Here is an 11,643-nt window from a genome sequence, read left to right as displayed (position 1 = left end):
ACAGCCGGGGCACAATCTCTCCCGCGGGCTCAGAGGCACAAGGGCTAGGGGGAGCTCACCGGCTATCTCCCGATGATCTGTCGGGGATCTTCTCCGCTAAGGCGGAGAAGATCAAGACATAAGGGTTAGGGTGAGGGGACTCAATCTAGCTTTGGATATGCCTCGGCAATTTTGTCACCGGTGAAATGGGCCACCCAACCTTCCGGATTATCAAAGACGCGGATGGCGGTGAAGTTGGGGGCCGAGCCCATATCAAACCAGTGGCGAGTATTGGCTGGCACCGAAATCAGATCGTTTTTCTCACACATGATTTGGAAGATTTTCCCTTCGAGATGCAGGCAAAACAGCCCCGCACCTTCGACAAAGAAGCGCACCTCATCCTCGCCATGGGTATGTTCGGCCAGGAATTTTTCCCGCAGCACTTCACGCTGGGTGTTGTCAGGACGCATGCTGATCACATCCCAGCTCTGGTAACCCTTTTCCGCCACCAGCCGGTCGATCTCATGCTGATAGGCGGCGATAACCGCTTCTGGCTGTGGGTTCTCGCCCAACTCGCGATCGGCCTGCCAACGCTCAAAACGCACGCCAATCTGTGCCAACTGCTGCTGGATAGCCTGCGCATCCTGGCTCCGCCATAACGGCTGCTGCGGCTCTTTATCGCTAAAAATGGTCAATCCACTCATTAGACAAACTCCCCTAACTCGATGTGATCAAAACGCTTAACCTGCCGGTGCTGGCTTTGCAGATCGGCAGCATCACGGATCAGTTGGCAGGTATGCCAGCCCGCTAGCCGTGCCGCGTCCAGCTCCTGATGGATATCAGAAAGGAACAGCAGCTCAGTTGGCTCCAGACCGATGGCTTGGGCAATATTGTGGTATGACGCGCTTTCACGCTTGGCCCCCACGTGCGTATCAAAGTAACCGCTGAACCGCGGTTGCAGATCTCCCGCATCGCTGTAACCAAACAGCAGCTTTTGCGCTTCAACCGAACCGGAGGAATAGACGTACAGCTTCAGCCCTTGCTGCTGCCAGGCGGCCAGTTGTTCCGCCACCTCCGGGTAGAGATGCCCCTGGAAATCGCCGTTCAGGTAGCCGCTACGCCAGATGATACCCTGCAAGGCCTTCAGCGCGGTCGATTTGCGATCTTCATCCATAAAACGATAAAGCGTGGTAATAAGCAGCTCATTATCGGCATCGGGTTGCGCAATCTCTGCACGCAATGCCGCCAGCGGAGCCGCAACTTCGGCGTCGTTGGCATGGCTGCGGATAAACTCCCCTAGTCGCTCACGGGCATAGGGGAACAGCACCTGATGAACAAAACGGATATCGCTGGTGGTACCTTCAATATCGGTGACGATGGCGCGGATCATTTTGCCTCCAGTAAACGGCGTTGCAGTTCGCACTGGAACAGGAACTCCAGCCCTTCAAGGTGGCGGCGCGCTTCCTCTACCTGTTTGCCCCAGCAATACAAGCCGTGGCCGCGCACCAGAAAACCGTACTGCAAGGGCGTTACCTCGGCAAATGCGGCCACACGCGCAGCCAGCGCCGGAATATCCTGGTCGTTATCAAAAATGGGGATGCTGACGCTGTCCAGATGGCTCTTCTGGCCGCTAAGGGATTTCTGCATTTCATACCCTTGCAGCACCAGTGCTTCACTTTTTTCCACGCGGGAAAGCACGGTAGCATTGACCGAATGGGTATGCAGGATGGCACCGACGGTGGGATAGAGGCGATAGATCAGCGTGTGCAGGCCGGTTTCCGCCGAAGGCGTGCGGCCGCTGGGGACGTGGTTATTTGCCGTTTCCACCAATAATAAATCCTGTTCGCTCAGGCTGCCTTTGTCTTTACCGGATTCGGTCACCAGGCAATGTTGGGCATCAAGTCGCAGCGACATATTGCCGCCGGTCGCCGGACACCAGCCTTTCTCACCGATCCAGTGGCAGGCGGCCAATAGGGCAGATAATTGCGGGTTTTCCATCATTCTCTCTATTTCCTGGCAGGTAGCTTTTGGCGATTGATTGAATGTGACTCACGTATCCTCTAAGAATTTCAAGTGGTAGCTAGGCGACGAGGATAGACGTCTATACGTCTTTATTGCCAAATATTAACACCGTGTTATATTGTTCGCAACATAAGCGCCAGGAGAAATAGCCTGATATGAGCACCGCACCTGTCCCAGCCAGCAAGTTACCTGACCTCGGCACCACCATCTTTACCCAGATGAGCGCCTTGGCGCAGCAGCATCAGGCGATCAACCTGTCGCAGGGCTTCCCGGATTTTGATGGCCCGGAGTATTTAAAGCAGCGCCTGAACTGGCACGTCAGCCAGGGGGCAAACCAATACGCACCGATGACGGGCGCAGCGCCGTTACGTGAGGCCATTGCGGAAAAAACTGCTCAGCTCTACGGCTGGCAGCCCGATGCCAATAGTGAAGTGACTATCACTGCGGGTGCAACCGAGGCGTTGTTCGCTGCGATCAGCGCCCTGGTACGCTCCGGCGATGAAGTGATTTGCTTCGACCCAAGCTACGACAGCTATGCCCCAGCGGTGCAGCTTTCCGGCGGCGTTCTGAAGCGCATTGCCCTACAGCCGCCAGCCTTCAAGGTCGATTGGCAACGGTTCGCCGAACAGCTTTCACCGCACACACGGCTGGTGATCCTTAATACTCCGCAGAATCCCTCCGCCACGGCCTGGTCGGCAGAGGATATGCAACAGCTATGGGCTGCCATCGCCGATCGGGAAATCTATATTCTGAGCGATGAGGTTTACGAGCATATCTGCTTTGCCAAAGGGGGACACGCCAGCGTGCTGGCCCATCCGCAACTGCGTCAGCGGGCGATAGCCGTTTCCTCGTTTGGTAAAACCTTCCATATGACCGGCTGGAAAGTGGGTTACTGTGTGGCTCCGGCAGCGTTGAGCGCGGAGGTGCGCAAGGTTCACCAATATCTGACGTTCTCTGTCAACACCCCGGCCCAGTTGGCCTTGGCCGATATGCTGCGCAACGAGCCGGAACACTGGCAGCAGCTACCCGCGTTCTACCGTGCCAAGCGCGATCGTTTTGTGCAGGCGTTAGCTAACAGCAGGCTGGAAATTCTGCCCTGTGACGGCACTTACTTCTTACTGGCAGATTACAGTGCCATTTCCGATCTGGATGATGTCGCCTTCTGCCATTGGCTGACCGAGCACGCAGGCGTAGCGGCGATCCCGCTGTCCGTCTTCTGTGCCGATCCGTTCCCCTATAAACTGATCCGGCTGTGCTTCGCGAAGCAAGATGCCACGCTGGATGCCGCTGCGGAGCGCCTATGTCGACTCTAAAAATTACCCTGTTGCAGCAACCGCTGGTCTGGCGTCAAGGTGAGGCCAACCTGCGCCAGTTCGATGCCTTGTTACCCTCGATTAGCGGCCGCGATCTGATTGTGCTGCCGGAAATGTTTACCACCGGCTTTGCTATGGATGCCGGGGAAAGCGCGTTGCCTGAACAACAGGTAATAGACTGGTTACATACCTGGGCGGTGAAAACCAACGCCTTGGTGGGTGGCAGCGTAGCGTTGAAAACTGCCAAAGGGGCAGTTAACCGTTTCCTGCTGGTGGAACCTGGCGGCAAAGTGCATGGTTATGATAAACGCCATCTGTTTCGTATGGCCGGTGAACACCAGCATTATCAGGCTGGGAAACAGCGCACCATTTTCGAATGGCGTGGCTGGCGTATCCTGCCGCAGATTTGCTATGACCTGCGCTTCCCGGTGTGGTCACGCTATCAGCAGGATTACGATCTGGCCCTTTACGTGGCCAACTGGCCAGCAGCGCGCAGCATGCACTGGCAAACGCTGCTGGCGGCGCGGGCGATTGAAAACCAGATTTACGTGGCGGGTTGTAACCGCGTGGGCGAGGACGGCAATGGCCTGAATTACAGCGGTGACAGCCTGATTATCAGCCCGCAGGGAGAAAGGTTGGCCAGCGCAGAACCGGGCCAGGCGGCGAGGCTGGATGCCGAGCTTTCGCTGGAAACGCTGCAAACCTACCGCGCCGCGTTCCCTGCCTGGCGTGATGCAGATGGCTTCCAACTGCACGATTGAGTCAATGCCCCACCCTAACCTCCCCAAGGAGCTGTCTCTTGATCAGATCTCCTGATCAAGAGACTTCGCCAGTTTATACCCTTCGACGATATCCTGAAGCTTGAATCATCCCTCCCACATCACTACCCATCCTGCTCGTCCCGTTCGTTTACTGTCATACCAACGCCCCAGCTTCGCCAGATTCAGGCACGCCCACTTCAGACTCGGCGGCATCTTCGGCAAGGTTTTACCTTCCTGTTTCACCCACAGCAACTTCCATTCAACTGGACTCAGTACCCGTTCACAGCTTTCATTGAGCGTCTCTTCACTTAACCCGCCCTGGCGTAACGTCAGCGCTGCTATGTTGGCACCACTTCGATCAATGGCCACTACCGCAGATTCTCCGTAGTGTCGAATGACCTTACGAAAGAAGCACGCCGCTGCAGATCAATTTACCATCTCCGTATTTTTGCAACAGTGCGCGTTTGCTGACTTATTTTCGTTAATGCGACAGAGCCATTTAGACGCTTCCAGCGTAGAACCCCTTATAGAAAGGTATCTTTGGTGAGCAGCTCTTTGAATAACGACTTCTCCGCCGTAATAATGTCTGTGCGCCGTTTATCATCAATAAGCCAGTTCAGACCGGCATCAGACAAATCAATGGCTGTACCGTCCGGCGAGATCACTTTACCGGCAAAAATCATCTGCTGGTACAACTGGGCAATCCCACCGACTCGGGTGTAATCAGCTACAAAGCTTTGATCGACCATGGCCCCTTGCTCTAATAAACAACCAGCGCCAATGATCGCGGGCCCTCTGATTGTCACTCCAGGCTGTATTTCAGTACTGCTGCCAATATAGACCGGCCCTTCAATATCCAGGTTGGCAAAATCGGCTTTAACGTTCAGCCCGCACCAAATTTGCGGCGCAACCTGAATGCCCGGCATCGGATAATCAGGTAGCTCCCGATTAAGGATCATACGGTTTACATGCCAGAAGTCCTGCAATGAGCCAATATCTACCCATTGGAATGGCAAGACAATGCCGTAGAAAGGAACATCTAATTCAGCAAGTTTAGGGAACAACTGGCTACCAATGTCATATTCAACACCGTCGGGAATATAATTGAATATCTCGGGTTCAAACACATAGATACCCGTATTGGCATTGTTTGATAAGGCCTCTTCTGCTTTAGGTTTTTCCTGAAACTGACTGACTCGGCCTTGGTCATTGGTGACGACAATCCCATACTTACTCACTTGATCGGCTGGCACAGGGCGCATGATCAGGGTGGCGACACTTTTTCTGGCCCGATGAAAAGCCAATACCTGATCAAAATCCACATCAATTAATGCGTCACCACACACCACGACAAAAGTGTCATCAAAAAATCCCGAGAAATTTTGGATGTGCTTCATTCCACCGGCGGAACCCAGCACGTTATCAACAAAGGTATTACCTTCCATCACCCCTTCGTAGGAGTAACCCATTTCCACGCCCCAGGCATGGCCATCGCGAAAATAATTCTCGATATCTGCGGAAAGGTAGCTTGTATTGACCATTAACTGATTAAATCCATACTCTCTTAAATGCTCAACGATCGACTCCATAATCGGCTTGCGAATTAATGGGATCATTGGTTTTGGCAATATGGTGGTCAACGGTCTGGCTCTGGTTCCTTTACCTGCGGCAAGAATCATGGCTTTCATAATGAACATTCCTTTTTAATCAATGAGATGATTATCAGATTTGCTGTAATGCGTTGCTTTTATCAGCGCCGATGGTAAATATTTTATCCATCCGGGTTAACTTGAACATACTGTGGATATTGTTGTTCAGTGAGCAGACCGCGAGCTCACCTTTTCCATGTAAGGATTTCAAAAGAGAGACCAGAGTGCCTAAAAAACTGCTGTCGATGAAATCGACCTGACCGAAGTCCAGTAAAATATGGTGAGTCCCCTGCGCAATCATGGCTTGTATGTCTTCCTTAAACTGAGTGGAAACCGATGCATCCAAACGCCTGTCCAAAAGAGTGACAACCATGACATTGCCAATTGACTGAGTTTCAAAGTTCATTCTTTCTTCCTTACAATACCGTTGGGAGGGGAAAACAGCTATTACGTTAGCTCACCAGTAAAGAAATATCGTTATTCAATGCCACAGTTCCATACCGAGTATCACTGTGCTGTTCATCTGTTTGTGTTGGATATCAATAATGTAATGGTCGTTGTATTTGCCGCAAACGTAACATAGGCCGAAGATATAACCGCGCCAAGCGGCCAGCAGTTTTGCTGTCACCGATGAGCCATCCTTTATTTGCTAATCAGTAGATGAAGACTTTTCGCGAGGAGCTTCTGGCATCAGCGGGGTCCCTCCATGTCACATTGTCACGATTAGCGTTCATTCAGCAAAGCATCCAGCGCAGGCCAAAACATCGTGATAACCAATATTCCTGAGCACTCCCTGTGCAAACTTTTGACTATCAATTACGGTATTAAGCGTAGCACAGAGTTCAGGACCTTCAATTCGTGACCCAGATGGGGTTTGATGCAGCCCCAGTGGAAGCGAAGCTTGCGATTTGACAATACAATGTCCTAACCATGAACGTAGCGCATCTAAGGTGCGAGCACGCTGACGCCGAGGCTCTTTTCCCATGCCCTGCCACCCTCGATACTCTTGAGAGCATGAAAAAGGCTATCGCCATAGCGACTACGCTTGCGAATGATACGATGCCCCAGGAAGATAAATCCATCATTGACATGGGTGATCCTGGTATTGTCCATGTTCAGCCTCAGTTTCAGGCTGTCTTCCAGCACGCGCCGGCATTCTTCCCTGATGGCCTCCGCCTGTGCTTTACTGCCTTTGCCTATGAGGACAAAGTCATCCGCATATGAGCCCCCTTTGAGGCCAGCGTGATCCGCGCAGCTTCGGCCAGCCATGTGGGCAGTGTTATCAGACGCAGCAGCCACTCCCCCCGTCGTGACGGGTCTGCTTTACTTCTAAAAGAGCATGGGCTATCAGCTCCCTCTCCCTTTGGGAGAGGGTTGGAGTGAGGGGTCTGTTATACCCACAGCCAGGCAGTAAGCCTGGATCGCTAGCGCCACGTCGCCCACGGTGACGGCCTCATCGGGATGATGGCTGATGCCGCCCTCGCAACGAACAAACAGCATCCCCACCGGCCAACGGGCGGCGATAGCAATGGCATCATGCCCCGCACCGCTAGGCAGCATTAGGCTATTCCCTTGCACCTGCATTACTGCGTCATGCCAGCGCTGCTGCCACTGAGGGTCACAAGCGGTAGCCGGTATGCGGTAGAACTCCTCGCTGTAGAAACAGACCCCACGACGCGCGCTAATGCTCTGCGCCTGCAACAGTAATTCGGCCAGCAACGCGTCTAGCGGTTCATCTTGCGGGCCACGAACGTCGAGGGATAGCCTGACCTGCCCAGGGATCACATTAACTGCCCCCGGAAAGCTTTCTATCTGACCGACCGTGGCGACCACATGCGGATCGTATTCCATGGTGAGCCGCTCAACCGTGAGCATCCATTCAGCAGCGGCAGCCAGCGCATCCCGGCGCTGCCCCATCGGCACGGTCCCTGCATGGCCAGCATGTCCGGTAAAGGTACCGTTGAGGCGGCGGGCACCGTTAATCGCCGTGACCACTCCCAGCGCCAGATCGGCGGCTTCAAGACAAGGCCCCTGCTCAATATGCAGTTCGAGATAGGCGCAGATCGAGCCTTGTGCACGCTCGGCAGAACTCACCGCCGCAGGATCAAGCCCCGCGTCACGCATAGCCTCAGCCACGCTGATGCCCTCAGCATCGGTACATGTCAGCCAATCCTCTGCCCACTGCCCAGTGATCCCTTTGCTGCCGAGTAAGGTAATGCCAAAACGCGTGCCCTCCTCGTCGGCAAAACCGATCACCTCGATCGCCTGCGGCAGACGCCGATTGTGGCTATGCAACAAGGCGACAACCTCGAGCGCGGTCAAGACCCCCAGCATGCCATCGTAGCGCCCCGCGTTGCGCACCGTATCAAGATGAGAGCCAAGCAGCAGTGCCGGTGCGGCCGGTTGCTGCCCTTCGTAACGTCCGCAGATATTGCCCACGCCGTCTTGCCAGACCTCCATCCCAAGCTCGTGCATCCAATTCCCTACCAGTTGGTTGGCACGTAAATGTTCTGGGGAGAGATAAACCCGCGTCAGTTGGCCTGGCGTGCTGCTGATTGCCGCCAGTTCGTCGCAGCGAGCCATCACTCTGGCCGCGGCTCGTTCCGCTTCCAGAGGGGTCAGCAGCATTGCCATCAGTTCTGCTCGGCGTCGTAAATGTTCCATGCTGCCTGCATAGCTTCCCCGTGCGGGCTAACAAAACCGAGACGGTTGAGTACCGCTTCCAACGCGGCCAACGTTTGCAGCACGCAGTCTTTCCGCGCGTTATACCCCATGGTACCAATCCGCCAGATCTTGCCCTGCAACGGGCCAAACGAGGTGCCGATTTCGATGGCGAAGTCATTGAGCATCATCTGGCGTACCTGCTCGCCATGGATGCCCTGCGGGATCACCACGCCCAGCACGTTGTTCATCTTGTTGGCGATATCGCCAAAGACCTCCAGCCCCATCCCCTGGATCCCGGCCAACATCGCCGCGCCATTCAGTTTATGGCGAGCAATAGCGTTATCCAGCCCTTCCTCCAGGATCACCCGGGCGCATTCACGCGCGGCAAACAGCATGCTGGTGGCTTCCGTATGGTGGTTCAAGCGCTCCGGCCCCCAGTAATCCATGATCATGCCGAGGTCGAAATAGTTGGAGTAGATCATCTCGTCGTCACCGTCTGTGTGATCGACGGTACGGATCCCCTCCTCAACGCACTTACGACGGCGCACGATCTCTTCAAACTGCGGGCTAAGGGTGATTGGAGAACTGCCAGAAGGGCCACCGAGGCATTTTTGCAGCCCTGCGGATACCGCATCCAAACCCCAGGCATCGGTTTCCAGCTCGTTACCGGCGAACGAGGCGGTAGCATCGGTATAGAACAAGACGCCGTGGCGGCGACAGATATCCCCTAATTCCGCCAGCGGTTGCAGCATGGTGGTGGAGGTATCCCCTTGCACCGTCAGCAATAGGCGTGGCCGTACTTTCTTGATCGCATCCTCGATCCGATCGGCACTGAATACTTCACCCCAAGGCGCTTCGATGGTGTGCACATCGGCACGGCAACGGCGGGCGATTTCACACAACAGATGGCCAAAACGGCCAAATACCGGCACCAGCACTTTATCGCCAGGGCGAATGGCAGAAACCAGCATTGCCTCGATACCGGCACGCGAAGTCCCGTCTATCAGCATCGTCCAGCGGTTCTGCGTGCGAAACAGGCCGCGATACAGCTCCATCACCTGATTCATATAGCCGGTCATGGCCGGATCGTATTGGCCAATCAACTGGCTGGACATGGCACGCAGCACGCGCGGATCGGCATTGATCGGCCCTGGGCCCATCAGTAGGCGGTGCGGAGGATTGATTTGATCGAATTGGTTGATAGCTAGCATGTTCATTCCTTGTCAACTTAATAACTTAGCCCGGAGATTGCTACGTCTGCGACCGGCCGGTTTTTTGTTATTGCTAGATTATCGCCAAGCGAGAAAGGATGAAACAAAAGATTCTTAAATTATTTATCTGCAACTAAAGAATCAACGGACGCAGAAAATAGCGCCCGTTTAGCCGCGTGATAACCAATGCCTCAGCGCTGCTCCAACTCCTCCAGATCGCTGAACAGATTGGCCACCTGATGAATACGCTGCCGCCCTTGCGACAATCTGTCATGCAGCAACGCATTGCTCAGCAGGCTCGCCAGGCTCATGGCGCTGGAGTAGCTGTCAAACGCCGAGACGCTATCGAGCGGCGTCATCAAATGCCAGCTAGCCAGCGGGATCAGCGCCTGGGCCTGCGGTTCGCAGATCAATAACGTTGGCACCTGCTTGATCTGCAACTGTTGCAATACCTCTCGCGCCAGGCGTGGACGGCGGCGAAATGCGACCACTACCACCATGTCCTGCGGCCCCAGATCCACCAGGTCTTCGGCCAAGGTTTGGCCCGGCTGCGGTATTAACAAAACCTGTTCACGCACCTGCATCAGTTGCTGGCGCAAATGCATCGCGACGGGATAGCTATTGCGCATCCCCAACAGTAGCAGCCGCCGGGATTTCCCCATGGCCGCGATCACCGCACCAAACTGTTCCGCATCAATCTGCTTTACCCAATGCGTCAGATTGGCCATTTCCTGCTGGTAATGGCGAGCTAGTAAGGTGTTGCCCTGCACCGCGTCACGGCTGTCGGTCAATGGCATACCGCTTTGGCGTAGGGTACGCAGCTCGTCACGCATTGCGCGATAGCTGGCATAGCCCAGCCGCTTGAACAGACGGCTGACCGTGGCCTTGGACACTCCACTCAGGCGCGCCAACTCGGTGCTGTTATAGCTAATCAGGTCGTCAAAGTGATCGAAGATAAAGTCGGCTACCCGCTGCTCTTGAGGGGCCAATTGCGGGTATTCGCTGCGCAGGCGTTCATCAATCTGTTTCATCGCTACTCCCGCTGTAACTTTTGTTTCAGCGGAACATAGCACAGCAGCCAAAGCGGCCGCCAGAGTTGAAATTGATCTGCATGACTTCCACCTGAAGCGCTATTAGACACAGCAATTTAGTAGGCCCAGAAACTTAACACCAGTACGCCATAAAGTTCACCGTGGAACGGTCCAGATCGCGTTCGCCAATCAGGTAACGGCGCAACGTTTTCACCACCGAAGACTCCGCCGCCACCCAGGCGTAAAAGGTCTTAGCCCCTTCGGCACGCTCCCACAGCAAATCCCCACCCAGGCTGTTTTCAGCCAGAGACTGCGCTTCGGCCCGTGCCGAGGCAGGGATATTCACTCGCTGACGTACCGCCTCCACCAGCAGCGTGCCATGCAGTTGCTGATGCCCAACGTCACGTGGCAGCCAGTAAACCTCGGCAAATGGGAAGTGCGCCATATCGAGGCAGTCCCCCGCTACCGGTACTTCAAAGAAAGCCTGCACACTCGGCGGGTTAACCTGCTGCGCCAACTGTTCGAGGATACCCATCGCCGCTGGCAGTGCCGTTTCATCGGCGATCAGCAGCGCCTGCCGAGTTTGCGCCGGAGGAGCCCACTCATAGCCGCCGCTATCCTCAGCAAAATCGGCATTTGGCGCTACAGCCTGGAGTTTATCTCCCGCAACGGCATGCGTTGCCCAGGCAGAGGCCGGGCCATTAATGCCATGGAGCACAAACTCCACGTCCATTTCATTCTCAGCAGCGCGCAGCGCCCGCAACGTGTAGGTACGCATCACGGGCCGTTGCTCTTTCGGTATCGCCATGTAGTTGCGGTACCAATCGTCGCTATTCGCCAACTGCGAGCTTTGCCCTTCCGCTACCGGGAACAACAGCTTGATCCGTTGATCCGGGGCTTCCAGCTTCATGCGCTGTACCTCTGGGCCGGTAAACACGCAGCGCAGCAGCGAGGGGGAAACATTTTCCTTGTGCTTCAAGGTAAGATCAAAGATGCGATAGCTTGCGGACATA

General features: G+C 55.0%; 12 protein-coding genes and 4 pseudogenes. 2 read left to right on the top strand and 14 right to left on the bottom strand.

All coding sequences use genetic code 11. The features are described 5' to 3' along the window. Nucleotides 1-140 precede the first annotated feature (140 nt). From JHD74_RS14775 to JHD74_RS14765, 3 genes are read right to left on the bottom strand one after another with little or no spacing between them, the layout of a single operon-like run. Entirely contained in the window at nt 141-683 is a 543-nt protein-coding gene (locus JHD74_RS14775) for an acireductone dioxygenase (protein ID WP_199062982.1), read from the bottom strand. After that, entirely contained in the window at nt 683-1,369 is a 687-nt protein-coding gene (gene mtnC / locus JHD74_RS14770; RefSeq protein WP_186531101.1) for an acireductone synthase, read from the bottom strand. Before mtnC ends, JHD74_RS14775 begins: the two co-directional genes overlap by 1 nt. Next, nucleotides 1,366-1,980, bottom strand: a complete 615-nt coding sequence (locus JHD74_RS14765) for a methylthioribulose 1-phosphate dehydratase (protein WP_024528989.1) — start codon at nt 1,978-1,980, stop codon at nt 1,366-1,368. The genes mtnC and JHD74_RS14765 overlap by 4 nt, the downstream gene beginning before the upstream one ends. Before the next feature lie 176 nt (nt 1,981-2,156). Here JHD74_RS14765 and JHD74_RS14760 point away from each other — a divergent pair, with 176 nt between their 5' ends. Next, complete coding sequence (locus JHD74_RS14760; protein WP_199062981.1) at nt 2,157-3,314, top strand: pyridoxal phosphate-dependent aminotransferase; 1,158 nt, start codon at nt 2,157-2,159, stop codon at nt 3,312-3,314. Continuing rightward, complete coding sequence (locus JHD74_RS14755; RefSeq protein WP_024528991.1) at nt 3,302-4,075, top strand: amidohydrolase; 774 nt, start codon at nt 3,302-3,304, stop codon at nt 4,073-4,075. Before JHD74_RS14760 ends, JHD74_RS14755 begins: the two co-directional genes overlap by 13 nt. A gap of 42 nt (nt 4,076-4,117) precedes the next feature. Here the strand turns inward: JHD74_RS14755 and JHD74_RS14750 are convergent. The 11 genes and pseudogenes from JHD74_RS14750 to JHD74_RS14710 form a co-directional block, all read right to left on the bottom strand. Further along, nucleotides 4,118-4,402: pseudogene (locus JHD74_RS14750) on the bottom strand (IS4 family transposase); the annotation flags it as partial. Then, nucleotides 4,400-4,501 (bottom strand): annotated as a pseudogene (locus JHD74_RS26645) (IS6 family transposase); the annotation flags it as partial. The pseudogenes JHD74_RS26645 and JHD74_RS14750, both read right to left, overlap by 3 nt. A 98-nt stretch (nt 4,502-4,599) precedes the next feature. Then, entirely contained in the window at nt 4,600-5,763 is a 1,164-nt protein-coding gene (locus JHD74_RS14745) for a sugar phosphate nucleotidyltransferase (protein ID WP_024528992.1), read from the bottom strand. Nucleotides 5,764-5,797: 34 nt separating this feature from the next. Next, the gene (locus JHD74_RS14740; RefSeq protein ID WP_199062980.1) at nt 5,798-6,130 is read right to left on the bottom strand and encodes an STAS domain-containing protein; all 333 of its coding nucleotides are present in this window, start codon (nt 6,128-6,130) and stop codon (nt 5,798-5,800) included. 75 nt (nt 6,131-6,205) lie between these two features. Beyond that, complete coding sequence (locus tag JHD74_RS14735; protein WP_161629485.1) at nt 6,206-6,352, bottom strand: hypothetical protein; 147 nt, start codon at nt 6,350-6,352, stop codon at nt 6,206-6,208. A 398-nt stretch (nt 6,353-6,750) separates the two neighbouring features. Then, nucleotides 6,751-6,945: pseudogene (locus JHD74_RS14730) on the bottom strand (group II intron reverse transcriptase/maturase); the annotation flags it as partial. After that, nucleotides 6,945-7,019 (bottom strand): annotated as a pseudogene (locus JHD74_RS27060) (reverse transcriptase); the annotation flags it as partial. The pseudogenes JHD74_RS14730 and JHD74_RS27060, both read right to left, overlap by 1 nt. A gap of 52 nt (nt 7,020-7,071) precedes the next feature. Beyond that, entirely contained in the window at nt 7,072-8,358 is a 1,287-nt protein-coding gene (gene hpxK / locus JHD74_RS14725; RefSeq protein ID WP_199062983.1) for an allantoate amidohydrolase, read from the bottom strand. Beyond that, nucleotides 8,358-9,599, bottom strand: coding sequence for an alanine--glyoxylate aminotransferase family protein (locus JHD74_RS14720; RefSeq protein WP_024528996.1), 1,242 nt, complete (start codon nt 9,597-9,599; stop codon nt 8,358-8,360). Before JHD74_RS14720 ends, hpxK begins: the two co-directional genes overlap by 1 nt. Nucleotides 9,600-9,790: 191 nt before the next feature. After that, nucleotides 9,791-10,630 (bottom strand): MurR/RpiR family transcriptional regulator, encoded by an 840-nt coding sequence (locus JHD74_RS14715; RefSeq protein WP_024528997.1) that lies wholly within the window; start codon nt 10,628-10,630, stop codon nt 9,791-9,793. 133 nt (nt 10,631-10,763) lie between these two features. Next, nucleotides 10,764-11,642, bottom strand: coding sequence for a siderophore-interacting protein (locus tag JHD74_RS14710; protein WP_024528998.1), 879 nt, complete (start codon nt 11,640-11,642; stop codon nt 10,764-10,766). Between the last annotated feature and the right edge of the window lies 1 nt (nt 11,643).

Origin of the sequence: Serratia sp. ASV30 (genome assembly GCF_016428815.1) — a bacterium.
Lineage (GTDB): Bacteria > Pseudomonadota > Gammaproteobacteria > Enterobacterales > Enterobacteriaceae > Chania > Chania fonticola_C.
Note: the sequence above shows the minus strand (reverse complement) of the source record. Positions and strands in the feature narration are given on the sequence as shown.